The organism is Pseudenhygromyxa sp. WMMC2535 (genome assembly GCF_011083025.2).
In genome coordinates, this window is sequence record NZ_JABJWV010000001.1 from 9,208,948 (window position 1) to 9,233,909 (window position 24,962).

A 24,962-nucleotide genomic window follows, 5' to 3' on the forward strand; every position below is an offset into this window, starting at 1 on the left:
GCACACTGGATGTCCGCGCGCCCACAGCCCAGGCACCACGACGCAGCCTCGCTGTTTCGGGCCCACGCTAGCTTCGTCGCCAGCTTCCTTCACCGCCTGGGCGCCCTCCCTGCCGAGGTCGACGATCTCGTCCAGGAGGTCTTCTTGGTCGCGCACCGCCGCGGCGGCTTCATCGATGACGGCCGCGCGCGGCCGACCACCTGGCTCGCGGAGATCGCCATCCGCGTGGCCTCGGTCAGCCGCCGGAGCAAGCGACGCTCGCGCGAGCAGCCCGATCACGCGGCGATCAATGACGCCCGGAGCCACACGGTCGACCCGGGGACGGCGGTCGAGACCGAAGAGGCCCTCGATCGCGTCCAGACCGCCCTCGACACCCTCGATCCCGAGCGCCGGGCGATCTTCATCCTCTTCGAGCTCGAGGGGGAGCCCTGCTCGGCGATCGCCGAGTCTTTCGAGATCCCGATCGGGACGGTCTACTCGCGCCTGCACAAGGCGCGCAAGCAGTTCAAAGAAGCCCACGCTCGCCTCCTGGCACGCGAGCGGCCAGCCGCGCGACCGAGCGTGCACGAACCCCCCGCCACGGTGATGCCATGAACGACCTCAGCCTCGAAGAACCCACGCGCCTGATCGACGACCCCGCGGTCGATCGACGCTTGCGCAGCGACCTCGAGCACGCCCGCGAGCACGCCCCGCTGAGCTACTCCGTGGACGCCGGCCTCTCGCGCTTCGAGCAGGCCGTCGCCGGCGCGTCGACGGTCCCACCGGGCGGCTCGCTCACGGGCATACGCGCCCTGGGGTGGTTCACCGGCGCGACCGCGCTGCTCGGCTTCGGGCTCCTGGCGCTGTGGCTGACCAAGGACGAGCCGGCCCACATGCGCGCGGACGCAGGCGCGGACTCTGGCACGGCCATGGCCGCGGCGACCTCGAGCGAGCTCGATGAGCACGCCGAACCGGCGGACACGCGCGGGCCAGACCAAAAAATTCGAGACGAGGGCGCGTCGGTGGCCGTACCGGCGCCCTCGGTCGCAGGCGAAGCGATCGCCGGCGAATCGGTCGCGGAGGCGAGGCTGCGCGACGGGGCTGGGGATGCTGGCGACACGCCCGACATGGTCGTGGCCGACGCTGGGGGGAACAGCCCTGCCCCAAATGCCTCCGCGCCTCCGCGACCGAGCTCGAAGTCACGCCAGCCCTCCCCCACGGATCCCGAGCCCCTCGCCCTCGACGAGGCCCGGCAGATCAACGCCGCGCGCCGGGCCCTGTCCGAGGATCCCGCCCGGGCCCTGGCGATCACCGAGGCCGCGGAGCTCGCGTTCCCCGAAGGCGCGCTGATCCAGGAGCGCCGCGGCTACGCGATCTTGGCCCTCGCGGCCCTCGATCGCCACGCGGAGGCCCGCGCCCGCGCCCGCGACTACCTCGCCCGCTGGCCGCAGGGCAGCCTCTCTCGCCGCGTCCGCGAGGCCGTCGGCGAGGCAGGTGAGGCAGCAGGCGAGTAGAGTCGTCGCTGACATGCTCGCCCCCTCGCCACCGCCCGGCCCGCGGACAGCCCTGCGCTGCCTGCTGGCCGCGGCGGCCGCGTTGACCGGCTGCGAGTACGTCACCGTGATCGGCATCCGCGAGATCGACGAGGGCCCCGTGGACCTCGACGAGGACACGGACGAGAGCGCCGAGACCCAGCCTCCGGACCTCGATCTCCCCGACGAATACTGCGAGCCCCCCGCCAAGGTCAGCTGCGACCAGGACAGCGAAGACCCCCTGCACGCCGTCGGCCTCGACTGCGTCGGCGGGACGCCCAGCTCCGGGGGCGCCGAGGGTCCATCCGGGGCCATCGCCACCCACGCCGGCACGATCGGCCCCTACGCCCCCCGCGAGGGCGAGCGCTTCTTGATCCTGTCGACCGGCATGGCCGAGCAGCTCGCCATGACCCAGACCCAGCTCGCGGCGCTCGGCTGCACCGACCCCGACTACTGCCCGAGCACCGACTTCGACAGCGAGCCCACGCAGCTGCCCGCGCCCATCGACGTCTCCCCCGTCGACGCGTCCGGAGAGACCAACTGCAACACCAACTCCGCGCTGATCGGCACGGGAGACTGCTCCAACTCGCTCTACGAGCAGTGGTCGGCCTGCCCCGACGGCTGCGCGCTGTGGGACTATAGCGAGCTGCGGATCGGGCTGACGGTGCCCGAGCACAGCTACGGCCTCGCCTTCGACTTCGCGTTCATGTCCGTCGAGTGGCCGCAGTTCACCGGCGGCGCCTTCAACGACATGTTCGTGGCCTGGCTCGAGTCCGAGGCGTGGACCGGCAACATCTCCTTCGACGCCTTCGGCAGCCCGATCACCGTCAACGCCGGGTTCATCAACTACACGGGCGACGCCCTCGCTGGCTTCGCCATGGAGGGCCACGGCGCGACGCGCTGGCTGACCACCGACGTCGGCGTCCAGCCCGGTGAGCCGCTGCTCTTGGTGCTGGCGATCTTCGACCTCTCGGACGCGTCCTACGACTCGCTGGTGCTCCTCGACGACGTGCGCTGGACCTGCAGCGCGACGCCCCCGACGACCCAGCCCGTGCCCTGACGCGCGCGGCGTTTGGATTAAAGAGCGAAGGGCCCGACCGCCGACGCGATCGAGCCCTCCTGCACACAGGCGAGAGGAGAACTACTCCTTCTTATCGCCTTCCTTCTCTTCGCACTTGCCGAGCGCCTCGAGGCTGTCGGCAGCCATCACGCACTTGGCCTGCTTGTTGTACTCGATGGAGCCCTTCATCTCCTTCTCCTTCTCCGCGTCCTTGACGCAGTTCTCCAACATCTTCTTGGTGTCTTCTTCGGAGATCTCGCCGGCTTGTTCCCCGAACTCCTTCTTCATGAGTTCGATGACGTGCCCGCAGACTTTCTCCGGCGCGGGAGCGCAGGCGGCGAGCATCGGGGCGAGAGCAGCAAGTGCCAGGAGGGTACGGAACTTCTTCATGATCGAGAACCTTGGTCCTTGGTTGGGTTCGGCGCGAGTCTATAGGTGCAAGCAACGAGATCCAAGCCCCAAGGGGGACAAAAACACCACCCCCCCCAGATAGGCACCGCACCCGTATCTCAGATTACGATCACGGGGGCCTCGACAAATCGATCCAAAGATCGCTGCTACCCTCCCCGACTCAGGATGACAGGCCAAACCAGCAAAGGGGTAACCCACCGCGGTCAGACACCAGCTCTGTCCATCGCCCCGATGATGGATCGCAGCGATCGCCACTTTCGCCTGCTGATGCGGCTAATCACCCGCCATACGCTGCTCTACACCGAAATGGTCACCTGCCCGGCGGTCCTCTTCGGTGACCGGGACCGGGTGCTTGGCTACGACGCGCTCGAGCACCCCCTGGCCATCCAGCTCGGTGGAGACGACCCCGATCAGCTGGCTCGCTGCGCCGAGATCGCCGCCGAGCTCGGCTACGACGAGGTCAACCTCAACGTCGGCTGTCCTTCGGATCGCGTCCAAAATGGAAATTTTGGCGCCTGCCTCATGCGAGATCCCGACCGCGTAGCCGCCTGCGTCACGGCCATGCGTCGCGCAGTGGACCTCCCAGTCACCGTCAAGCACCGCATCGGCGTCGATGAGCTCGACGCCTACGAGGACATGCTCGGCTTCGTCGAGCGCGTGGCCGCGGCCGGGGCCGATCGCTTCACGGTCCACGCCCGCAAGGCCTGGCTCGCCGGGCTCTCGCCCAAGCAAAACCGGACCATCCCCCCGCTGCGCTACGCCGACGTCCACCGCCTCAAGGCCGAGCACCCCGAGCTCGACATCGAGATCAATGGCGGCATCCGAGAGCTCGGCGAGATCGCGGCCCAGCTCGAGCAGGTCGACGCGGTGATGATCGGGCGCGCGGCCTGGAGCGACCCCTGGCTGTTCGCGGCCGTCGACGCGCGCTTCTTCCCGGAGCGCGAGGGCGGCCACGCGTGGCGCTCCCGCCGGCCCGTGGTCTCGCGCTACCTCGAGCACGTGCTCGCCCAGCTCGACGACCCCCGCCCGCGCGGCCCGAGCCCGACGATCCTCCTACGTCCGCTGCTCAACCTGTTCACGGGCTGCCCTGGCGCGAAGCGCTGGAAACGAGCCGTATCCACCAAGTGCCAGGCCCCCGCGCAGCTCGAGGAGTTGCTCGCGCTGATCGACGAGCTCGAGGCCCTCGCGCGCCCCATGGGCACGCCGGCGGACTGCGCCGCCGCGCCCTGACTCGGCCCCGGCGCGGCGCTCGAAGAGACGCTCAGCGGTCGATGCGCGAGGGCGAGTGCGCGGGCTCTAGGAGCCCGTGGTGAAACCCAACACGACACCTCGCTTGGTCTTTTCGCCGAGGGCTTTGTCGCCAAAACTTGCAGTACGCCCGGTACAGCGGCGTTTTGGTTTCGCGCCCTCGACGAAAATCCCAGCGCCAGGAGCCGCGCTGGGTTCCACCACGGGCTCCTAGGAGCCCGGGGTCGCGCGCCCCCGGCCTGCGGCGGGGTGCTGCGTCGGGCTTTCGCCGCATGAAATCGGGGGATAGGCTCGGTTCATGGCCTCCTACTCCCGCCTGCTCGTCTTCCTCACCCCCGCGCTGCTCGCCGGCTGTTTCGACCCCTCATCGAACAGCGACGCGGACGAGAGCTCGAGCAGCGGGGCCGAGACCACGGGCACGGGCACGGACAGCGAGACCGGAGATGTCTGCCCCGCAGGCAGTGAGGGCTGCGCCTGCACCGAAGAGGGCACCTGCGACGACGGCCTGAGCTGCTCGGGCTCGGGCCTGTGCGTCGCCCAGACCGATGAGACCGAAACCGGCGAGGATCTGTGCGGCAACGGGACCATCGACGAGGGCGAGGAGTGCGACGAGGGCGAGGCCAACGCTGACGATCAGCAGTGCACCGCCAGCTGCCAGGAGGCGGTGTGTGGCGACGGCTTGGTCATCGACGGGGTCGAGGAGTGCGACAGCGGGGTCGAGTCCGCCGAGTGCGATGAAGACTGCACCTTGCCGGCCTGCGGAGACGGGGTCATCAACGAGCTCGCCGGAGAGACCTGCGACGACGGCAACCTCGACCCCTCCGACGGCTGCACGGATCAGTGCCTGCTCGCGGCCTGCGGCGACGGTATCCTCAACATCGGCGAGGAGTGCGACGACGGCAACCTCGACCCCGACGACGACTGCACCCCCGACTGCAAGTCGCTGTGGTGGGCGGAGGGGCCCCAGCTCGACATCCCCCAGGCCAACCTGGTCGGCTGGGAGCTGTGCTGGAGCGGCCTCTACGGCGTGCAGTCCGACCCGCTGACCACGATCATCGAGACCAACTGCACCAAGGACAACCTGCTGCTCGCCTGCCGCCCAGTGGCCGAGACCAACCTGTCCTTGCTCGCCATGGCCCCGCGCTCGGCCGTCACCTACGACACCGGCGACAGCAACATCCCCTACAACAACAACGGCGTGGGCTGGTACTACAGCGACAGCCGCTCGTGGGGCTTCGCCCTCGACGGAGACACGATCCAGCGCACCACCTGCGACACCGCGTCCACCAACCCGCAGTTTCGGCTGTGCTGGCACACCAACAGCGGGGCCATGAGCGGCGGCTACCGCTGCGGCAGCCAGCTGACCCTCAACAGCAGCACCGAGTGGACGCGGATGATCTTCCAGGCGGACTGAGCGTCTGAGACTCTGAGCGGGGCTACTCGCCCGTGTCCCCCTCGCCCGCGTCCCCGGCCACGGCGTCGAAGGTCCCCGAATAGGCCGCGCAGACCTCGGCGCCGACCCCCTCGTCCACGGGCTGCATGGCGACGACCACCGCCTGGTCTTCGCCCCGCAGGATCGAGCCCTCGCAGGTCTCGGTCAGCACCTCGCAGTGCGTGTCGTCGGTGCAGCGCACCGCCAAGAAGCGCAGGTAGCTCGGGGCCCCGCAGTCGCTGCACGCGGCCGTGGCGATGAAGTGCTGGGCGACGGTCAGCAGGCGACCGTCGTCGTCGTCGCCGCGCAGGCGAAGCGTGCCCCAAAGCGGCGTCGGGAGGCCGTCGACGGCCGCACCGATGACCTGGGGCTGCTCGTCAGCCTCCGCCGGAGCGTCGGCCGCGGGCGCCTCGCTCGTGTCCGCGGGGCGCGGGGCCTCGCTGCCTGCCCCCGCGCAGGCCGACGCGGCCCAGGCGAGGCCGACACCCCCGAGAAGGCGGCCCACGCCCCTCACTTGGCCACCGCCTGATCCCTGCCGCTGAGCCGCAGCTCGAGCCAGGGCACCGTCGTCCACCCCAAGATGATCAGCGCGCCGAGCAGCGAGAGCCCGGAGAGCAGCCCTGCGAACATGCCCGTCCCCGTCTCGGCGACGCTCATGGCCAGGTAGCCGAGGCCCGCCGCGAGCAGGCCGACGATGGTCAGGGGCGCGAGCATCGCGAGCGCGGCGGCCCGCGCGGGTCGGCGCCCGCTGAGCTTCCAGCCAGCCACCCCCCAGGCGAGGAAGAGCGCCAGCGAGATGGCCAGGCCGGCGCCAGAGGGCAGCGTGGGCGCCTGGGGGTTCGTGGCCAGGAGCGCGTCGAAGGCCGAGTAGATCAGCCCGACGCTCAGCACCCCGCCGAGGCAGCCCAGGCTCAGCGCCCCGAGCACGCGGGCGCCCTTGCCCAGACCCTCGGCCCGAGGATCTCGCAGATCCACGATCCACAGCCAGGCCAGCTGCGCCGCGGCGACGCTCGGCGGCCAGCCGCAGAAGTCGTCGGTGGCCTCGAACGCGAGGAGCAGGCCAAAGCCGAGCGCGCCGAGGGCCAGGGCGAGGAGCGAGGCCAACCAAGGTCGTCGAGCGCTTGGCATCGCGCAGAGCCTAGCATGGGCCCATGCCCAGGCTCTTCCTCGGTCTCGCCCTCCCCCCTGCCCTCGAGCGCGAGCTCGAGGGCTTCATCGGCGGCGTCCCTGGGGCTCGCTGGCAGCGCGGCCCCCTGCTCCACCTGACCTTGCACTTCATCGGCGAGCTCGACGGCGGCGCGACGCGGCGGCTCATCGACGCCCTCGACGACGACCTGCGCGCCCCGAGCTTCGAACTCCAGCTGCGCGGCGCCGGCAGCTTCCCCCCTCGCGGCGACCCGCGGGTGCTGTGGATGGGCGTCGCCGACTCGCCGGCGCTGACCTTGCTCCACCGGCGCAGCGCCGCGATCCTCGACGCCCAGGGCGTCCCGCGCGAGCGCCGGAGCTACCACCCGCACGTGACCGTGGCCCGGCTCCAGCGCAGCCCGCCGCGCGCCGTCGCCGAGTGGATCGCCCGCCACGCCCTCTACGCCAGCGCGCCCTTTCGCGTCGACTGCATGACCCTGTACACGAGCGTGCTGTCTCAGCGCGGCGCCAAGTATCAGGTCAGCGCCGAGTTCATGCTCGACGAGCCCGACCAGCCCGACCCTTAGCGCTTGGCCGCCGCCTGCTTGGCCAGCGCCCAGGAGAAGCGCTCCGTCCGGCCCAGGCTGTCGCGCGGGTCGTCGACCCGATCCACGATCACCAGCACGGCCACGTCCTCGCGCAGCACGACGCTCGCCTGCCGGTCGAGGCGGATCATCCGGCCCCAGCCATCGTCCCCAGCACAGGCGATGGGGAGCCCGACAGACGAGGCGAGACGTCGCGTCATGGAGGCGAGTCTATCGCTTGCGCTTGGCCGCCGCCTTGTCGAGGTCCGCCACGCGGATCGCTCGCAGCTCCTCTTGCAGCCGCCAGCTCTCCTCGCTCAGGCGCTGATGCTCGCTCCAGTCGATGTCCTCCATGGAAGAGGTCATCATCATGAAGCCCCCCATGGCCACCGCCAGCGGCGAGCTCCCGGCCGCCCAGCGCCAGCGCGCGTGCGCAGCCAGACCGTCGCTGAGGGTCTCGACCTGGACCCCGGCGTCGCCGAGCTCGCTGGTCAGCTCGAGGAAGCGCTCATGGTTCTTCTGCGCGCGGCGGCGCTCGAAGGCGTTGAGCTTCGCGAACACCTTGTCGAGCTCCTTGGCCTTCTTCTTGAACGCCTTCGAACGCGGGACCTCAGCCGCCTCCTCGGGGCTGAGATCGCTGTGCTCGTCCATGAAGTAGAGCGAGCCCTCGGTGGTCTGCTCGTAGGGCGCGTGGGCCTCGAAGAGCGCCAGCCAGCTCCAGCGCTGGTACATGCGCATGGCCGGGTTCGGCACGCTCCCGCGCAGGGGGTGATCGCCCGCGAGGGCCTGCGCCTGGGCGCCCGGCTTGGCGTCGCGCACTCGCTTGGCGAAGCCCGCGTCGGTGCTGACGATCAGCCGCTCACCGACGATGTTCAGCTCGACCTTGCGCCACTCGGGCACGTCCACGACCCAGCCGTCCCCGCGCTTGGCCCGGGTCAACACCTTGCCCACGTCCTTGCGCTTGGCGAGGGCGTCGAGGATCGCCCGCATCTCGTCGGGCTTGCGCAGGCCGAGGTGCGCCGCCACGCCGAGGCTCTTCTTGGCCGTGCTCAGATCCCGAGCGTCGGCCCAGTCGCCGACGGTGACCGCCACGCCCCCGTCGCCGCGCAGCGCGGGCAGCAGCTGACCGGGGACGTCGACCCCCGTGTTGCTGCGGATCTCGGCGTAGAGCTCGTCGATCGACAGGCCGTCGAGCGTGACCACGAGCGCCACCAGCCGGGTCAGGGCGTCGAGGTCGACGCGGCCGTCGAGGGCGGCGACCGGCTCCTCGTCGAGGGCGGTCAGCAGCGGCGACTCGTACTCGGTCGGCACGAAGAGCGCGCGCAGCAGCGACTGCGCGGGGATCCGCGCCGCCCCGTAGGCGTCGATGCCCTCGTCGAGGATGTCGCCGCAGAGCACCGCCACGTCGAGGCGGCCCAGGACGTCCTCGACGGCCGCGCGCTCGGCCTGCTCCGAGCGCCGGCGCTCCTCGGCCCAGCGCGTCTCCTCGTCGAGCATCCGCTCCAGCTCCTGGATCTCGTCGCGCGAGGCCCCGCGCAGGCGGGCCGCGTCGAGCTCCTCTTGGGACCTGCGCACGCCGTAGTCGTAGTCGGCCTCGCTGCTCGCAAAGATCGCCTCGAGCAGGGTGTTGGGCTCGACGTAGATCATCCCGTCGTCAGACTCGCGCTGCTTGGCCAGCGCCCAGGAGAAGCGCTCCGTCCGGCCCAGGCTGTCGCGCGGGTCGATGGTCGCCACCGTGGTCGCGTAGTCGCGCGGAGCCACGTCGACCCGATCCACGAACACCAGCATGGCCACGTCCTCACGCAGCACGATGCTCGCCTCGTCGTCGAGGCGGATCATCCGGCCGTAGCCAAAGTCGGCCGCGGCCACCCCGCCCGAGCCCTGGCCACCGCTGGCGACGCGGTTGATGGTCTCTTCGAAGCGCCCGCGATCCGTCAGCGAGACATAGGCGACGAAGGCCTGGCTCTCGATGTCGAGCAGGCCCACCCCGGCCGGACCATCGACGTCGAGGCCGAGCTGATCCCACTGCTCGACGTCGAAGAGGTCTCCACCCAGAGCGCTGGCGAGCTCGCCGCGCCACACGTCGGCCTCGGGCATCGCCAGCACCGGCGCGATCAGCCGCATGAGCTCCCGCGGCCGACCGACCTCGGCCATCGCCGCCACCTCCTTGGGCAAGACGTCCGCGGGCCGCTCGACGGGCAGCGGATCCTCGACCTTGGCGACCTCGCCCTTGGGTGCCTCGCTCTCCTGGCCGTCGAGATCGTCCACGGGGATCTTGCTGCTCGGGGTTCGGCAGCCCGCGGCCAGCGAGAGCGAGAGTCCGCAACACAAGGCGATGGGGAGCCCGACAGACGAGGGGAGACGTCGCGTCATGGAGGCGAGTTTACTGGCGAGGCCTCCAGCGCCAGGTCTCCTCAGCGGAGGAAGCGCACTCGGTGCACGACCCTCCGGGCTGGACAAGCCGAGGAATGAACCCACCCTCCGATGGTCGAGCCGACCTCGGAGGACCGCGAAGATGAGCGAACGACTGTACCGATCCAATGAAAATCGCATGCTACTGGGTGTCTGCGGCGGAATTGCCGAGCGCCTCGATCTCGACCCCACCATGGTCCGCCTCGCCTTCGTCCTCTTCGCCATCATGGGCGGCACGGCCCTGCTCGCCTATCTGGTCATGGCGCTGGTGATCCCCCGCAACCCAGCCCTGACCGCTGGCCCATCGATGCGTGCGATCCAGCAGTCCCCGCCCCCCGGCGGCCGCTCCATGGACCGAGATTGACCGCGCGACACACTGTGCAGTCACATACACGATGAGCGCGAAGGTGCTCCCTAGCGACAAAAAAGCCGTTGATATCCAACGGCTTTTTTGCGTGCATGGATCTACACACCACGCTTGGCAGAGTGTTGTACTCAAGCTACAGTGGGGACGTGACTTACCCCAAGCTGCTGTGTGCCATATCACTGGGTTCGGCCGTCGCCATCATCGGCGGCTTCATGGTCATGTCGGAGGTGCGCGCTGGCGAGCTCCACGAAGCCGAGCTCCCCATCGCCGCCCAACTCGACGCCGACACCCTCGAGCGCGCCTCCACCTTCGCCGGCGAGTATCAGTACGTCGGCGGGCAAAAGGAGCGCGACGGCATCGACGCCGCCATCGACCTCTCCATGGACGCGGTCTCGCCCATGCTGCGCAAGCTCGGCCGTAGCCGCCTCGAGGAGAGCAACACCGTGCCCAAAAAGCTCGAGTTCCGCGTCCACGGCGACGAGCTCGAGGCGAGCTTCGACCAGGACAGCCTGCGCGCCAGCCTCGACGGCACCCCCAAGCGCACCACCTCGCGCGAGGGTGAGAAAGTCAAGGTCAGCTACAAGCTGCGCGGCGGCAAGATCGTCGAGTTCATCGACGGCGGCCAGGGCGACCGCCGCAACACCTTCAAGCTCAGCGAGGACGGCAGCCGGCTGACGATGAAGGTCGAGATCCTCTCCGGCCACCTCCCCGTGCCCGTCGAGTACAAGCTCACCTACAAGCGCAAGTGAGCCCCAGCAGCCCCTGAGTCACGATCTCGGCGGGCCGGCTCACGGCCCGCCCGAGAGCAGCACATAGAGCGTGGGGATGGCCGCGCCCGCGAGGACCAGGATCCACCCGCGGCCGCGCAGGCCCTTCTTCCCGGGGAGCATCAGCATCCCCGAGCTCGCCAGGAACAGCAGCAAGAGCGCGTAGCCGTCGGCGACCACCGTCCACGCCTTCTTGCCCCGGTTGAGATGCAGCCAGTTGGCGGCGCGCAGCAGCGGCCGCGCCCGCTGGCCGCGATCGAGGATCGTCATCGCCTCGCCGTCGACGAAGAGCGCGCGGTCCTCGAGCTGAATCTCGAGCTCTTGCTCGTAGAGAAAGACGTCGCTGGGTACCTCATCGATGCCGAGCTGCGCGAGGACCTGAGCCGCCGCCGCGTCCTCGTCGCTCGGCAGCGGCGCGGCGAGGGGGAGCGTGTCTTCGAAAGACACGAAGTTGGGATCCCAGTCCTCGATGTGGTTCACCGCCAGCCCCGAGAGGGCGTAGATGAAGGTCAGCCCGACGACCAGGTAGCCGAGGTCGCGATGCAGGGCGCGCAGCGTGGGCCGCCACCGGCGCTTGCGCGGCGCTTTTTGTTGGCTGTCTTCGCTCACCCGTAACGCTCCTCTCGCCATGGATCGGCGTGGTTGTGGTAGCCGCGGCGCTCCCAATAGCCGGGCTCGTCTCGCGCCACGAAGCGGATGCCTCGCAGCCACTTGGCGCTCTTCCAAAAGTAGAGCGCGGGGACGAGCGCCCGCGCGGGCGCGCCGTGCCTCCCGGCCAGCGCCTCGTCCTCGTAGCGGTGCGCGACGAGGGCCTCGGGGGCCAAGGCCTGCTCGAGGCGGACGTTGGCCGTGTAGCCGTGGGCCGCCTCGAAGATCACGTGGCGCGCCTCGGGCCGCGGCCTCGCTCGGGCCGCGAGCTCGGCGATGCTCACCCCGGTCCAACGCGCACCCAGGCGCGACCAGCCGGTGACACAGTGCACGTCGAGCGCGAGGCTGTGCTGGGGCATGTCCAGGAGCGCGCCAAAGTCGAGCTCGAAGGGCGCCTCGACCTCACCGTGCACGCGCAGGCGGTAGCCCGACTTGTTCGGGCTCCCCGCGGCGCCGCCCATGGGCTCGAGGTAGTCGATGACCTTCTGGCCCGGCGGCAGACGGGCGCGGCCGTCGGGCAGGCGCTCGGCCCTGGCCGCCGCGCTCTTCTCATCGTCGGCGATGACGTACCAGGCCCCGAGGGCGGCGATCACCGTGCCGGCGCCGGCCAGGCGGATGAAGCGGCGTCGGTCCTCCCGGCGCCGCGATTCGAGTGCGGTCTCGCGCAAATCGGCTCCTCTCTCGTGTGGCGGCGCTCCCGTCTCGGCTACGGCGCGGGCAGCCCCGGGGTTACTCCGCCATCGGCGGCGCCTCGATCATGGCCGAGGATCCCCGTCGAGGATCGACCAGTGCACGCGCAGCTCGTGGCTGCCGGTCACGATCAGCTCCTCGCGCCCCTCGAGCTCGACGCCGTGCACGCCGAGGCCGTGGTGACTCTCGGCCTGCGGATCCAGATCTTCGATGGTCCGCAGCAGCTCGCCGCTGCCCGCGTCGAAGATATGCACCCGCCCGACCTCTGGCTTGCCCTCGACCAGGGTGTTTGGCGCGGACACGGCGATCACCGCGGGCGCGTCCCCACCAAGCTCGACCAGGGCGAGGGCCGAGCCAAAGCCGCCCTGCTCGGCGGGATCGGGGCGCAGCTCGAGATCCGGCGCGCCGGACTGCTCGACCCCGACGCCCGCGTGCAGATAGATCCACACGACCTCCTCGCTCGGCGAGCCGACCAGGAGATCCTCGCCCCCGTCCCCGTCGACGTCGGCGACCAGCAGGCTCTCCGCCGGGCCCGGCAGGCTCGTGCTGGCCAGCGCGCAGTCGTAGATCGGCGCCCCGACCAGGCCGACCACCGGCGCCTCGGCCTCGCCGACGAAGACCACGCTCTGCTCGAGGAGCAGCGCGGCCGCGGGGCGGTCTGCGAGCAGCGCCCCGCCGGCGATCGCCTTCGCGGGGAGATCGGGGCAGCGCGTGAGCCCGTAGCCCTCGGGGGCCGCGTCGCCATCGAAGGCCGCGGGGTCGTCGGCCAGCGCAGCCTCGCGCGCGGCGGCGTAGCTGCTCGCCCGGGAGCCCAGCGCGTCCCAGATGATCAGCTCGCCTTGCGCGGTGATCGTGAGCACCTCGGGGAGGTCCGCGCTCGCGACCGCGCTCGCGAAGTCGAGCTCGACGGCGGCCAGCGGCCCGCTCAGCGCCGGGGCAGGATCTGCGACCCAGGGGTAGACCTGCATGTCGTCCGCGAGCTCGCCCACGCGAGAGAAGTCGGCGATGCGGAAGCGGACCACGCGATCGACCGCGCCGAGCTCCGCGCTCGCGGACAGGCCGACCAGGCCCTCGACCGCCGCCGGACGCTCGACCACCGCGAGGGCCCCGAGCGTCGGCGAGGGCGCGCCCGCGAGGGCCTCGAGCTCGGCGAAGGTCGCGTAGCGGCGCTCGGCGTCCCCTGCCGCGTCGAAACCAAACCACCCGATCGCGCTCGCGCCATCACCAAAGAGCACGCGGCCGCGGCCCTCCTCGTCGGCGGGCACCGTCAGCGCTTCGGCGACCTCGGCCTCGGCCTGGCTCGAGAAGCGCAGCCCGTAGGTGTCGACCAGGGCCGCGTCGGCCAGGGCCTCGAAGGCGTCGGGCAGGCAGCCGGTCAGCCCGACCGCCAGCGCGCCCGCCAGCCCGACCGCCAGCCCGACCGCCGGCCCGACCGCCGGCCCGACCGCCGGCCCGACCGCCGGCGTTGCAGGGACCAGCCCGAGCCGCGGCCCGGGTCCTCGCGCTTGGCGTTGCTTCAAAATCGTAGCTCCCCGGCCAGGCCGAAGTGTGTCTCGCCCACCGCGGGCGCCAGCATCCAGCTGGGCCGACCCGCGAGGCTCCGGCGGTGCTTTTGCGCCCGCGAGGCCACCCCGGTCTGGCGCAGCAGATAAAACAAGGTCAGCCCCGCGGCCACCCCCGTGACCCCATAGAGCGCGCCCGCGATGATCGCGTTGCGACGGCCACGCTCGATGCGGGGATCCGAGCCGTCGAACTGCACGTGATCCGCGAGCTCCGTGGCCAGCTCTCGGCGCTGGCGATCGGCCGCGATCGTGAAGCCGATGCCCACGGCCAGGGTCGTCAGGGCGACCGAGCCGGTGATCAACGCTGGCGCGCGCGAGGTTGCCGGCTCGAGGCTGACCTCGAGCACGACCTCGTCGGCCTGGACCACCGTCAGCGGGAACTCGAGCGGCTTCTTGCGCCGCTTCGAGATCTCCACCCGGTAGTCTCCAGGCGCGATCAGCTCGCGGCAGGGCAAGGTGCACAGCGTCTCGCCGTCGAGCAGCAGGCGCGCGCCCTCGCTGGCCGCGTCGGCGGCCCGCGCCTCGAGGTAGGCCCCCTCGATCAGCTCGGGCTCGACGACAAGCTCCAGCCGCTCCCCCGCGCGCAGGTCGATCTCCTGGGACCACTCTTGGTAGCCCGGATCCACGACACGCAGGCGCCAGCGTCCTGGTGCCAGCGCGGCCTCCTCCACGGGCAGCCGCCCGAGATCGATGGGCTCGGCCTCGCTCTCGCCCTTCCCCTCCCCCAAGAACTCGGCGAAGAGCCGCGCGCCGCGAGCGGTGCTCTCGACGTGCAGGTGGGCCTCGCTGGGCGCAGCCGTCTCCATGGGCACGCTCGCTGAGGCCGTGTCCGGGGCGGCCGCTGGGGCCTCCTGCTCGCCCTCGCTGTGTGTGTCGCTCGGCGGCGCAGCACTCACCGTCGCGGACGTGAGCCCCAGCACCGCGACCACCACCGCTGAGGCGAGCGGGCGCACAGCGCCCTTGGCAGAGGTCCGCATGCGAGGATTATACGCCTTTGCGCCGACACCGTGCCGACCCGAGAGGGGGCCCTTGACTTCACCGCCCCCTACAGCGAGTGTCGCGCCCGAAATAGGACGAGATCGACCATGAATCGAGACACCCTCGCTAGCACCGCATCTGCCCTCGTCGCCCCCGGTAAAGGCATCCTGGCCGCCGACGAGAGCCACCGCACCATCGCCAAGCGCTTCGCCTCCATCGGCCAAGAGAGCAACGAGGAGCTGCGCCGGTCCTACCGCGAGATGCTCTTCACCACCGACGGCGCCAACGAGTTCATCTCGGGCGTGATCACCTTCGAGGAGACCCTCGGCCACGCGACCGCCGACGGCAAGCCCTTCCCCAAGCTCCTCGCCGAGCGCGGCATCATCCCCGGCATCAAGGTCGACGTCGGCGCCAAGGACCTCGCCCTCTTCCCCGGCGAGAAGGTGACCGAGGGCCTCGACGGCCTGCGCCAGCGCCTCGAGGGCTTCCGCGCGCAGGGGGCCCGCTTCGCCAAGTGGCGCGGGGTCATCACCATCGGTGATGGCATCCCCAGCGCCGCCTGCATCAGCGTCAACGCCCACGCCCTCGCCCGCTACGCGGCGCTTTGCCAGGAGGCCGAGATCGTGCCGATCGTCGAGCCCGAGGTGCTGATGGACGGCGCGCACACCATCGACCGCTGCGAGGCGGTGACCAGCGCGACCCTCGACGAGGTCTTCGCGGCCCTGCGCACCCAGGGCGTCTACCTCGAGGGCATGCTGCTCAAGCCCAACATGATCATCTCGGGGAGCGAGTGCCCGACCCAAGCTGGCATCGACGAGGTCGCCCAGCGCACCGTCGACTGCTTCCGCCGCCACGTCCCCGCGGCCGTCCCCGGCATCGTGTTCCTGTCCGGCGGCCAAAACGAGGTCACCGCCACGGCTCACCTCAACGCGATGAACGCCCTCGAGGACCACGGCCCCTGGGCCCTGAGCTTCTCCTACGGCCGCGCGCTCCAGCAGTCCGCGCTCCAGGCCTGGGGCGGCAAGGCGGAAAACGTCGCCGCCGGCAAGAAGGCCTTCTTCCACCGCGCCAAGGCCAACTCGGCCGCCTGCTTCGGGCGCTGGGACGAGGGCCTCGAGAAGACCGCCTGAGCCTTCGCTTCAGCCCATCGACGCCCGCCTCTTTGGCGGGCGTCGTCGCGACTGGCGCACGGCGAGTCCCTCGCTGACGACAGCCCGCTTTGCCTCCGAGTGCCTCTCAAACCCCGTTCTTCGCGCATATTGAAGTCATCGATTCGACCAAAACGAGGTGATCGAAACCGCTCAGTCGAGCAACACCCCAAGCATGACGATTCGAACTCACTCGAAGATCAAGCCCTGGACCTGCGCCCTCGCGCTGTCCTGTCTGACCGTCGCTTGCGAAGACGGGGACGATCCTCGAGACGAAGATCAGTCGACCGAAACCGAAGAAGAGGGCACCGACGAAAATTGCACCGGTGACACCGAGGACGACAGCAGCACCGGAGACGACGAGCAAGAAGACAGCACCACCACCGCAGCCGAGGAGAGCGCCGAGACCGACTCGAGCGGCCTGCCCGAAGGCTGCACCGACAACGCCTCGAACTTCTTCGCGGCGGTCATCGACACCGACATCATCCGCCTGAGCTCGCTGGACTTCGCCTGCACCGAGGACGTCGACATCGACCTCGACGACATCGACTGCACCTTCGACGACTACGACGCGCGCCTGGTCATCCCCAACCTCGAGCCTGGCAGCTACGAGCTCGCCGATGGCGTGGTCAGCATGACCATGGCCCGGGAGTGGGACCACGATCAGAGCCAGGACGGCTGCTTTTGCGTGGACAGCTTCACGGCCGGGGATGCCATCACCTCGGGCAGCGTGACGATCGAGACCTACGAGGGCGAGGGCTACGCTTACAGCGTCGAGCTCAGCGGCCTCGACCACCCGCTGTTCAGCGGTGAGCTCAGCTTCCTCGTCCCGCTCGGCGAGTGCGAGTAGGCCACCGCGCACGCGCGAGGAGCCGCGCAGGGGCTCGATGCGCTGAAGCAGAGGCAGGACCGATCTCGGTCCCGCCTCTGCTTCAGTGCATCGGCGGCGAGATCACCCGCGCGCCAGCGCCGACCTGCTCGACCCGCCCGGTGCCCTGGACGCCCGCGTGGGTGAAGCTCTCGTCGAGGATCTCCTGGAGCGCCTCGGCCCGCCCCGCGTCGTCGCTCAGCGCGAACACGGTCGGCCCCGCCCCGCTGATCGTGCAGGCCAGCGCCCCCGCCTCGAGGGCGTTGACCTTGGCGTCGAGGAAGCCGGGGATCAGGTGGGCGCGGGCCGGCTCGACGAGGTCGTCGACGATCGCCTCACCGAGCAGCGCGAGGTCGCCGACGTGCAGCGCGTGGACCAGCTGCCCCATGCGCGCCGACTGGCGGACGACCGCGTCGAGGCCCACGCGCTTGGGCAGCACCGCCCGCGCGTCGGCCGTCTTGACCTCGCAGCCCGGGGTGTAGATCGCCAGGTAGAGCGAGTCGGGCACGGGCAGCGAGATCACGCGCAGCGGATCCGTGGCGGCGATCAGCACGATGCCGCCGAGGATCGCCGGCGCGACGTTGTCGGGGTGTGGCGTGCCGCAGGCGACCCGCTCGGCCTCGCGCGCCGCGTCGATCATCGTCTCGTTGCCCACGCTGAGCCCGAGCGCCGCGACCGAGGCGACCAGGGCCGCGCAGGCGCTGGCCCCCGAGGAGCCCAGCCCGCTGCCCAGGGGCAGGCCCTTGACGAGCTCGAGGTCGACGCCCAGCTGCGTCGCGCCGATGCGCTCGAGCAGGGTCGTCACGGCCACGCAGGCGGTGTTCTCGGCGGGGTCGAGGGACAGGCGGCCCTGGTCCCCGCGGATCTTCAGCAGGCGCACGCCGGGCGAGGTGCTGCGCCGCGCCCGGACGCGGTCTCCGGGGCTGGACACGGCCAGGCCCAGGCAGTCGAAGCCCGGCCCGAGGTTGGAGACCGTCGCGGGCGCATAGGCCTCGACCCAAGGACGCGGGGCGCCGAGCGAGCTCATGGCCTACTCGGGGCGACGCAGGGCGTCGTCAATCCACATGCTGAGCTCGCCGTTCCACAGCAGCGGCGAGAGCTGGCGGCCGTTGACGTAGACCGCCGGCGTGCCCTGGATGTCGAGGGCCTCGCCGACCTTGCGGTCCTTGGCCACGGCCAGCTCGACGGCCTCGGACGCGTAGTCGGCCTTCCACTTGGCCAGGTCGAGGCCGGGGATCTGCGCGGCGTAGCGCTCGAGGTCCTCGTCCTCCAGCTGCGTCTGATGGTCGAAGACCTGGTCGTGCATCTCCCAGAACTTGCCCTGGAGATGGGCGGCCTCGCAGGCGCGGGCGGCATACTCGGCGCGGGCGTGCATGCGCAGCGGGAAGTTGCGGAACACCAGCTTGGCCTTGCCGCGATACTGCTGCACGGCCTTGCGCACCACCGGCGCCTCGGCCTTGCAGTGCGGGCACTCGAAGTCCGCGAACATGGTCACGGTCACCGGCGCGTTCTCGTTGCCGTAGGTCGGGCGCCCGGTGTTGTCGATCTCGGCGGGCGTGAGCGCCTCGACCACCGCGTCGATGTCGATCTTGATGTCGCTGGGCGTTGCGCCCTTGGCCAGGCTGTCGGCGATGAACTGGGCGACGATCATCGAGTTGCGGCACTGCTCGTCGTCGCGCAGCGAGGTCGCCAGCGAGTGCGGCTCGTCGCAGGCGCTGAGCTCCCGATTGATCATCGTGTAGAAGGTGTTGGTCTTGACCTCGTCGAGCTTCGAGAGGTCGACCCCCTTGGCCTCGCGGATCATCTCGGCCTCGGGCGGGGTGTCGAGCTCCTTGCGAGTGCGCGCGGGCTCCGAGCCCTGAGCCGTCTGCGGCCCGCGGTCGCCCGCGGCGTTCGGCTGATCGGGGCCGGGAGGAGTGCAGGCGGAGCAGGCGGTGGTCGCCAGAACCACCGAAGTGGTCAGGGCCAGAGCCAAGGAGCTGCGATCGAGCAATTCGCGGATGGGACGCATATCGGCCTGCGTCTGCGGAATCGACGCGAGCGCACGCTATCGCAGCAAAGGGGCGCCTGCAAGGCGTAGGGCGCCAGCAGGGCGCGGGGCCTTGACGCCCCTCCTCGCGCGGGGGATACAGCCGCTCTAAGAGGAGGAGTCCCTTGACGAAGATTCTCGTGACCGTCAAGCGGATCCCGGATCCGGATGAGAGCCTGAAGTTCACCGGCGGTGGACTGGATCTCTCCTCGGTGAAGTGGGTCCCCAACGCATTCGACGAATACGCCGTCGAGACCGCCCTGCGGCTCGCGGAAGATGTTGGCAACAAGAAGAACAAGCTGGCCGAGATCATCGTGCTCTCGATCTGCCCCGAAAAGCAGCGACAGCACGTCACCCAGTTCCTCGCCATGGGCGCGGACCGGGGCGTGGTCGTCGACGCGAACGACGCGGACTTCGACACCGCGGCGATCGCCAAGATGATCGCCAAGGTCGCCCAGGACGAGGGCGTCGACATGGTGATCACCGGCAAGCTGTCCCAGGACAACGAGGGCAACCAAGTTGGCCAGCGCGTCGCCGCGCTGCTCGGCTGGCCCCAGGCCTGCTTCGCCGCCGAGGTCGACTGGGATCAGGGCGCGAGCTCGCTCAGCATCGCCCGTGAGGTCGACGATGGCGTCGAGACCAAGAAGGTCCCGACCCCCGCCGTGCTCACCGTCGACCTGCGCGTCGTGCTGCCGACCAGCGTCCGCAACGGCGTCAACCCGGCCGATCACAAGTTCACCGACGGGCCGCGCCTGGCCTCGCTGCGTGGCATCACCATGGCCAAGCGCAAGAAGGTCAAGGTCGTCAGCCCCAGCGATCTCGGTGTCGAGAGCGCCGGCGGAGAGAAGACCGCCGCCATCAACAAGCCGCCGGAGCGCGCGGCGGGTCAGATCGTCGGCTCGGTCGCCGAGCTCGTCGAGAAGCTGTCCTCGGAGGCCAAGGTCCTATGAGCAAGGTACTCGTCGTCCTCGAGACCGCTGGCGGAGCGATCCGCTCGCAGTCCCTCCCTGGCATCACCGCGGGCAAGCAGATCGCCGACGCCCGTGGTGGCGAGCTGCACCTGCTCGTGCTCGGTGCGGACGCCTCGGCTGCCGCCGGGATCGGCGCGGCTGGCTACGGCGCGGCCGGGGTTCACACCCTGAGCGACGCCGCCCTCGAGCCGTTCACGGCCGAGGCCTGGGGCGACGCCGTCGTCCACGCGGCCAAGACCCTGGGCGCCAGCGTCGTCGGTGGCACCGCCAGCTCGGCGCTGCGCGACTGCCTGCCCCGCGCTGCCGCGATCCTCGACGCCCCGCTGTGCGCCGAGATCGTCGCGGTCAAGAGCGGCGACACCTTCACCCGGCCGATCTCGGCCGGTCGCGCGCTGCTCGACGAGACCCTGTCCGGCGACGTGGTGTTCTTCACCGCGCGTGGGAGTGAGTTCGAGCCGGCGGCCGCCGGCGCGGCCGCTCCGGTCGCCGCCATCGATGGCGCCAGCGTCGACACCCGCGGTGTCGAGGTCCTCGGCATCAAGAAGACCGAGAGCGCCCGCCCGGCCCTGACCGAGGCCGACGTGGTCGTCTCCGGTGGCCGCGGCATGCGCGAGGGTGAGAACTTCAAGATCCTCGAAGAGCTCACCGACATGCTCGGCGGCGCCCTCGGGGCCAGCCGGGCCGCGACCGACGCGGGCATGGTCCCGGCGGACCTCCAGGTCGGCCAGACCGGCAAGATCGTCGCGCCCAACCTCTACATCGCCGTGGCGATCTCGGGCGCGATTCAGCACCTCGCCGGCATGAAGGGCAGCAAGACCATCGTCGCCATCAACAAGGACCCCGAGGCGCCGATCTTCCAGGTCGCCGACTACGGCCTCGTGGCGAAGTGGGAGGAGGCCCTCCCCGAGCTCGTGGCCGCCGTCAAGGCCCGCAAGGGCTGAGCCCCGCGCGGGCCAGGAGCCCGTGGTGGAACCCAGCGCGGCCCCTGGCGCCGGGATTTTTGTCGAGGGTGCGAAGCCAAAACGCCGCTGTACCGGGCGTACTGCAAGTTTTGGCGACAAAGCCTTCGGCGAAAAGACCAAGCCAGGTGTCGTGTTGGGTTTCACCACGGGCTCCCAGGCACGCGCCGGTTCGCGCCGGCAGCGTGGTCTCGCCCGCCCCCTCTGGCCCCCTCCGGGCCTGATGACCCGCCGCAAACCGGCGGGTTATTGCGTTGGTTGCCCAGGCATTGGGTACCATTTGCTCCTTGGCGGGTGAGACCCATAGGGTCGAGGGCCTCCCGGCGCCGCGGCCAGCGGCCGAGATCACGGGCAGCCACGTGAGCCTGGGGAGCGCGGCGGCCTCGGCGGTGCTCCTGCGTCGCTCCGTCGTGGTCGCCGGCGCCGCGCACCTGCTCCTCGCCCTCGCCCTGCTCGCGCTCCTCGGCGCGGCCAGGCCGACCTCGGCCGGCGGCGCGCTCCCGGCCACGGTCACCATCGTGCTGATCACGGGCCTCGTCGCCATGGCCACCGCGATGCGCTCGCGCAGCCGGGGCCTCGACGGCATCGTCCGCGCCGGCCCGGCGGTCTTCGGCCTGCTCCCGCCCATCGCCAGCGTCCTCGCCCTGCCCCTGGTGCTGCTCGCCAACACCCGCAGCCCCAGCCACGGCCTCGAGATCCTGCTCGGCGGCGCCGAGGGCCTCGAGCACACCTTGCCCCTGGTCGTCGCCGTGCTCGCGGCCACCACCGCGCCCGGCCTGACCATCGCCCTCGCCCTCGAGCAGGCCCTGAGCACCCTATCCGCCCGCGTCGGCCCGACCCCGCGCGCATCCGGATCGTCCAGCGCCAACCTCCAGCCGCTGAGCCTCGCGGGCAAGCTCGCCCGCCAAGCTGGCGGCCTCGCCCTCGCCAGCTGCCTGGTGATCCTCGCCCACGCGCTGCTGCACAGCCGCGACCCCATGGGCTGGTTCACCCACCCCGCCAGCTACGCGGCGATCTTCGGCATCGGCCTGACCCTCGCGCTGACCGTGCTCGCGGCCGCGAGCGCCGGGCTCAGCCCCGGCCGCGACGTCCAGGCCCTCGCTACCCGCCTCGACGCGATCGGCTGGGAGGAGCTCGAGGAGCCCGACCCGGGCACCAGCATGCGCGCGAGCAAGGCCCTCGACGTGCCCGTGCGCATGACCTCCTTCGACGCGGTCGGCGAGCTGTTTTGCAACCTCGAGCGGCTCCGCGCCCGGCTCGCCGACGACGTCGGCACCTACCAACGCGCCCTCGATCGCACCCGGGCCGCCGACGCGGCCAAGGGCGAGTTCCTGGCCGCGGTCAGCCACGAGCTGCGCACGCCGCTGAACTCGATCATGGGCTTCGCCCAGCTCCTGCTCGAGGGCGATCTCAACGACGCCCAGGCCGAAGACATGCGGCTGATCCTCGCCGGCGGGCGCCAGCTCCACGAGCTCATCGAGGACATCCTCGACATGTCGATGATCGAGAGCGGCGAGCTCGACCTGCGCTTCGAGACCTGCGACCTGTGCGAGCTCGTCGAGGAGCTCGTCGACATCCACCGCGCGCAGATCCGCCGCGACAGCGTCGAGCTCCACGCCGAGCTCGCGCTCTTCGTGCCCGAGGTCACCTGCGATCGCCGGCGCATCAGCCAGGTGCTGACCAACTTGCTGAGCAACGCGATCAAGTTCACCGAGTCCGGGCGGATCAGCGTGCGCGTGCGCGCCATCAACCTCGGCCTCGACCCCAGCGAGGACGAGCGCGAGGCCGGCGAGCCCGCGGCCTGCGTCGAGGTCATCGACACCGGCATCGGCATCGACGAGGACGAGCTCCAGACGATCTTCGACGAGTATCAGCAGGCCGGCTCGCGCAAGCGCAAGCTGCGGGGCACCGGCCTGGGCCTGGCCATCGCCAAGCGCATCGCCGAGGCCCACGGCGGCAACCTCGAGGCCGAGAGCCGCCTGGGCGAGGGCTCGACCTTCCGGCTGATCCTCCCGCTCGAGAGCTCCACCTTTGGGCCCAGCCCCAGCGCCAGCATTAGCGTGGTGCTCTCGGCCGTGGCCGCGTCGAGCATGACCGCGGACCGCGTCGACCTGCCCTGGAGGCGCGAGCCATGAGCCGCGCGTTCAGCCGCCGCCTGGTCACCGAGCAGCGCAGCCTCGGTCTGCTGGCCGCGCTCAGCTTGCTGCACCTGCTCTTTGGCCTGACCTGGGCCGCGCTCACCCTCGACGACGCCGCCATCGCCGCGCTGGTCGAGCTGCGCCTCGCGCCCATGCTCATCGCCCTGCCCCTCGCCGGCGGCCTCGTCGCGCTGAGCCTGGTCAGCGCGCGCTTCCCCCAGGCTCGCTGGCCGCCGGAGCCGAGCTCTGGCCCGCCTCCCAGCCCATGGCCACTGGCCCTCGCAGGCGCGCCATCGTTGCTCCTATGGCCCGTCTCGATCCTGCGCGATCGCCAGGCCTGGACCCACCGCCCCGACGGCGAGGAGGTCGAGCTCGCCTTTCGCGAGCTGCTCCGGCTCCCGCGCATTGCGACCCAGAGCCTGCTGGTCTGGCTCGGCCTCGCCAGCGTGGTCGACGTGTTCGTGCTCAGCGAAGCCCTCGAGCTCCCCGCGCTGCCCACGGCCTCGCTGCTCGGGCTGTGGCTGACCTCCCTGCTGCCCCTCGCTACCCTCGCGGCCGGCCAGCTGCGCGCGCTGCTCGTGCCCGAGTACCTCTCGGCGCCGCGCCCGAACCCCACGGCGATGCCCGCACCTCGCCGCCTGAGCCTGCGCCTGGGCGTCCCCGCTGGCCTCGCCCTGGCCGCCGCCGTGCTCACCCCCGCCCTCGCCGGCCTGGCCTGGTCCGCCCGCGTCGAGCCCGATCAGCCCGGCCCCTCGGCCCTGCTCCTGCTCCTGCTCGTCGCCTTTGGCCTGGCGTCGGGCGCGACCTCTCTGGCCCTACTCCTGCGTGACGTCGAGCGCGACCTCGGGCGCGCGAGTCGCCAAGTCGGCGCAGTCGCCGACGGAGAGATCCCAGAGCCCATGGCCGTCGAGACCTTCGCAACCCGTGAATTGCGCGAAATCGTCGCTGCCGTAGACCGACTCGTAGGCCGGATCACCGACGCCAACGTCGCCAAATATGTGCTGATCGAGAAGGGCCAGGAGGCCGATCGCCTCAAAGGACAATTCCTGGCCAATATGAGCCATGACCTGCGCTCTCCCCTCAATTCGGTGATTGGCTTCTCGGAGCTGCTGACCACCGGTATCGAGGGCGAGCTCGAGCCGGATCAACACGCCATGATCCAGGCCATTCACGCGGCCGGACGCAGCCTCCTCCAGCAGATCGACGACGTCCTCGATACCGCCAAGATCGAGGCTGGACGCATGGAGCTCCACCCCGAGCCGACGCCCCCTGCAACGTTGATCTCGCGGGCCATCGAGCGCGCGCGTCCCCATCTGGATCCTCGCGTCGAGATCGACACCCGCTTCGCCGCCGGCCTGCCCCCAGCCTTCGCCGACCCCTACCGCAGCGCCCAGGCCCTCGAAAACGTGCTTCGCTTCGCCGGAGAGGGCCTCGGCGTCGGCCAGGAGATTCGCGTGACCTGCACGGCCTTGCGCGAGGCGAACGCACCCGATCGCGCCCAGCTGCTGATCCGCGTGACCAGCCCCCGAACCCTCGAGTCGCGCGAGACCCTCGAGCAGGCCCAGCGCGGCTTCGTGCGCGTCCCTGGCCAAAGTGGCTTGGGCCTCGGCCTGCCCATCGCGACCAGCATCTTCGAGCTCCAGGGCGGATCCTTGCGCGTCGAGGCGGACGCCACCCCCGACCAAGGGCCAGTCGAACGGCCAAAAGATCAGGACACGCTGAGCTTCGAACTGCGCGTCCCCGCGCTGGTCGCTCGCCGCAGTCCTCGATTTCGCCTTCGCTGAGGGCACTGCGCACCATTGTATGATTTGCAGTGAGAGCGGAACGACCGCTCCATTGTGACGATAACAGCAGTTCGCTAGTTGCGCTTGGTCGACATCCTCGTGTCATTTAGACCAGGCGTCGCGCCGCTAGCGGCCCCTCAGCCCCAAAATATCGACATTTTCTTGGGTGTTTCGCGGTTCTCACGCCAGACCCCACAACCCCCGGGGCAAAAAGGTACAACAATCGAAGCGCCGAAATTGATACGACAAAGACGACAATTCATGCAATAG

25 protein-coding genes are annotated in these 24,962 nt (G+C 70.5%); 14 read left to right on the forward strand and 11 right to left on the reverse strand.

What is annotated here, in order from left to right:
- The first annotated feature begins 9 nt into the window (after positions 1-9).
- The 3 genes from G6O69_RS35540 to G6O69_RS35550 are packed head-to-tail and all read left to right on the forward strand — an operon-like array spanning position 10 to position 2,571.
- Positions 10-594: a sigma-70 family RNA polymerase sigma factor gene (locus G6O69_RS35540; RefSeq protein WP_172307908.1), complete on the forward strand. Its 585-nt coding sequence runs from the start codon at positions 10-12 to the stop codon at positions 592-594.
- Positions 591-1,493, forward strand: coding sequence for a hypothetical protein (locus tag G6O69_RS35545; protein WP_172307909.1), 903 nt, complete (start codon positions 591-593; stop codon positions 1,491-1,493). The genes G6O69_RS35540 and G6O69_RS35545 overlap by 4 nt, the downstream gene beginning before the upstream one ends.
- A 13-nt stretch (positions 1,494-1,506) precedes the next feature.
- On the forward strand, positions 1,507-2,571 hold the full coding sequence (locus G6O69_RS35550) for a choice-of-anchor L domain-containing protein (RefSeq protein WP_172307910.1): 1,065 nt from the start codon (positions 1,507-1,509) through the stop codon (positions 2,569-2,571).
- A gap of 81 nt (positions 2,572-2,652) precedes the next feature.
- Here the strand turns inward: G6O69_RS35550 and G6O69_RS35555 are convergent, their stop codons facing one another.
- Positions 2,653-2,961 (reverse strand): hypothetical protein, encoded by a 309-nt coding sequence (locus tag G6O69_RS35555; protein WP_172307911.1) that lies wholly within the window; start codon positions 2,959-2,961, stop codon positions 2,653-2,655.
- Between the two features lie 186 nt (positions 2,962-3,147).
- Between G6O69_RS35555 and dusA the strand changes: the two genes are divergently transcribed.
- Both dusA and G6O69_RS35565 read left to right on the forward strand, forming a co-directional pair.
- Positions 3,148-4,212 (forward strand): tRNA dihydrouridine(20/20a) synthase DusA, encoded by a 1,065-nt coding sequence (dusA, locus tag G6O69_RS35560; RefSeq protein WP_172307912.1) that lies wholly within the window; start codon positions 3,148-3,150, stop codon positions 4,210-4,212.
- Between the two features lie 316 nt (positions 4,213-4,528).
- Complete coding sequence (locus G6O69_RS35565) at positions 4,529-5,644, forward strand: DUF4215 domain-containing protein (RefSeq protein ID WP_172307913.1); 1,116 nt, start codon at positions 4,529-4,531, stop codon at positions 5,642-5,644.
- A gap of 22 nt (positions 5,645-5,666) precedes the next feature.
- On the opposite strand, the gene G6O69_RS35570 is transcribed toward G6O69_RS35565, so the two are convergent.
- Positions 5,667-6,167 carry a hypothetical protein gene (locus tag G6O69_RS35570; protein WP_172307914.1) on the reverse strand — a complete coding sequence of 167 codons (501 nt, stop codon included), beginning with the start codon at positions 6,165-6,167 and terminating at the stop codon, positions 5,667-5,669.
- Positions 6,168-6,172: 5 nt separating this feature from the next.
- Positions 6,173-6,790, reverse strand: a complete 618-nt coding sequence (locus tag G6O69_RS35575) for a hypothetical protein (protein ID WP_172307915.1) — start codon at positions 6,788-6,790, stop codon at positions 6,173-6,175.
- 23 nt (positions 6,791-6,813) lie between these two features.
- Between G6O69_RS35575 and thpR the strand changes: the two genes are divergently transcribed.
- Positions 6,814-7,374: an RNA 2',3'-cyclic phosphodiesterase gene (thpR, locus tag G6O69_RS35580; RefSeq protein ID WP_172307916.1), complete on the forward strand. Its 561-nt coding sequence runs from the start codon at positions 6,814-6,816 to the stop codon at positions 7,372-7,374.
- Here thpR and G6O69_RS35585 read toward each other — a convergent pair.
- Both G6O69_RS35585 and G6O69_RS35590 read right to left on the reverse strand, forming a co-directional pair.
- Positions 7,371-7,592: a hypothetical protein gene (locus G6O69_RS35585; RefSeq protein ID WP_172307917.1), complete on the reverse strand. Its 222-nt coding sequence runs from the start codon at positions 7,590-7,592 to the stop codon at positions 7,371-7,373. The two genes, thpR and G6O69_RS35585, sit on opposite strands and share 4 nt — an antisense overlap.
- A 10-nt stretch (positions 7,593-7,602) precedes the next feature.
- Positions 7,603-9,744: a hypothetical protein gene (locus tag G6O69_RS35590; protein WP_172307918.1), complete on the reverse strand. Its 2,142-nt coding sequence runs from the start codon at positions 9,742-9,744 to the stop codon at positions 7,603-7,605.
- A gap of 142 nt (positions 9,745-9,886) precedes the next feature.
- Here G6O69_RS35590 and G6O69_RS35595 point away from each other — a divergent pair, with 142 nt between their 5' ends.
- Positions 9,887-10,147, forward strand: coding sequence for a PspC domain-containing protein (locus G6O69_RS35595; RefSeq protein WP_172307919.1), 261 nt, complete (start codon positions 9,887-9,889; stop codon positions 10,145-10,147).
- Positions 10,148-10,296: 149 nt separating this feature from the next.
- Positions 10,297-10,899 (forward strand): hypothetical protein, encoded by a 603-nt coding sequence (locus tag G6O69_RS35600; protein ID WP_172307920.1) that lies wholly within the window; start codon positions 10,297-10,299, stop codon positions 10,897-10,899.
- Positions 10,900-10,938: 39 nt separating this feature from the next.
- Here G6O69_RS35600 and G6O69_RS35605 read toward each other — a convergent pair whose 3' ends face one another.
- The 4 genes from G6O69_RS35605 to G6O69_RS35620 form a co-directional block, all read right to left on the reverse strand.
- Positions 10,939-11,526 (reverse strand): hypothetical protein, encoded by a 588-nt coding sequence (locus G6O69_RS35605; RefSeq protein WP_172307921.1) that lies wholly within the window; start codon positions 11,524-11,526, stop codon positions 10,939-10,941.
- Positions 11,523-12,233, reverse strand: coding sequence for a molybdopterin-dependent oxidoreductase (locus tag G6O69_RS35610; protein WP_172307922.1), 711 nt, complete (start codon positions 12,231-12,233; stop codon positions 11,523-11,525). The genes G6O69_RS35605 and G6O69_RS35610 overlap by 4 nt, the downstream gene beginning before the upstream one ends.
- Positions 12,234-12,320: 87 nt before the next feature.
- The gene (locus G6O69_RS35615; protein ID WP_172307923.1) at positions 12,321-13,775 is read right to left on the reverse strand and encodes a hypothetical protein; all 1,455 of its coding nucleotides are present in this window, start codon (positions 13,773-13,775) and stop codon (positions 12,321-12,323) included.
- Complete coding sequence (locus tag G6O69_RS35620; RefSeq protein WP_172307924.1) at positions 13,772-14,794, reverse strand: PEGA domain-containing protein; 1,023 nt, start codon at positions 14,792-14,794, stop codon at positions 13,772-13,774. Before G6O69_RS35620 ends, G6O69_RS35615 begins: the two co-directional genes overlap by 4 nt.
- Positions 14,795-14,902: 108 nt before the next feature.
- On the opposite strand from G6O69_RS35620, the gene G6O69_RS35625 reads away from it, so the two are divergent.
- The gene (locus G6O69_RS35625) at positions 14,903-15,925 is read left to right on the forward strand and encodes a class I fructose-bisphosphate aldolase (protein ID WP_172307925.1); all 1,023 of its coding nucleotides are present in this window, start codon (positions 14,903-14,905) and stop codon (positions 15,923-15,925) included.
- 193 nt (positions 15,926-16,118) lie between these two features.
- On the forward strand, positions 16,119-16,793 hold the full coding sequence (locus G6O69_RS35630) for a hypothetical protein (protein WP_172307926.1): 675 nt from the start codon (positions 16,119-16,121) through the stop codon (positions 16,791-16,793).
- 82 nt (positions 16,794-16,875) lie between these two features.
- Here G6O69_RS35630 and G6O69_RS35635 read toward each other — a convergent pair whose 3' ends face one another.
- Positions 16,876-17,838 carry a homoserine kinase gene (locus tag G6O69_RS35635; RefSeq protein WP_172307927.1) on the reverse strand — a complete coding sequence of 321 codons (963 nt, stop codon included), beginning with the start codon at positions 17,836-17,838 and terminating at the stop codon, positions 16,876-16,878.
- Positions 17,839-17,841: 3 nt separating this feature from the next.
- A complete protein-coding gene (locus G6O69_RS35640) occupies positions 17,842-18,822 on the reverse strand; it encodes a thioredoxin domain-containing protein (protein ID WP_172307928.1) in 981 nt (326 codons plus the stop codon).
- Between the two features lie 143 nt (positions 18,823-18,965).
- On the opposite strand from G6O69_RS35640, the gene G6O69_RS35645 reads away from it, so the two are divergent.
- The 4 genes from G6O69_RS35645 to G6O69_RS35660 all read left to right on the forward strand — a co-directional run bounded on the left by G6O69_RS35645 (position 18,966) and on the right by G6O69_RS35660 (position 24,692).
- Positions 18,966-19,790, forward strand: coding sequence for an electron transfer flavoprotein subunit beta/FixA family protein (locus G6O69_RS35645; protein WP_172307929.1), 825 nt, complete (start codon positions 18,966-18,968; stop codon positions 19,788-19,790).
- Positions 19,787-20,752: an FAD-binding protein gene (locus G6O69_RS35650; protein WP_172307930.1), complete on the forward strand. Its 966-nt coding sequence runs from the start codon at positions 19,787-19,789 to the stop codon at positions 20,750-20,752. The genes G6O69_RS35645 and G6O69_RS35650 overlap by 4 nt, the downstream gene beginning before the upstream one ends.
- Before the next feature lie 305 nt (positions 20,753-21,057).
- Positions 21,058-22,905, forward strand: a complete 1,848-nt coding sequence (locus G6O69_RS35655; protein ID WP_172307931.1) for an ATP-binding protein — start codon at positions 21,058-21,060, stop codon at positions 22,903-22,905.
- Positions 22,902-24,692 (forward strand): HAMP domain-containing sensor histidine kinase, encoded by a 1,791-nt coding sequence (locus G6O69_RS35660; protein ID WP_172307932.1) that lies wholly within the window; start codon positions 22,902-22,904, stop codon positions 24,690-24,692. Before G6O69_RS35655 ends, G6O69_RS35660 begins: the two co-directional genes overlap by 4 nt.
- Positions 24,693-24,962 lie beyond the last annotated feature (270 nt).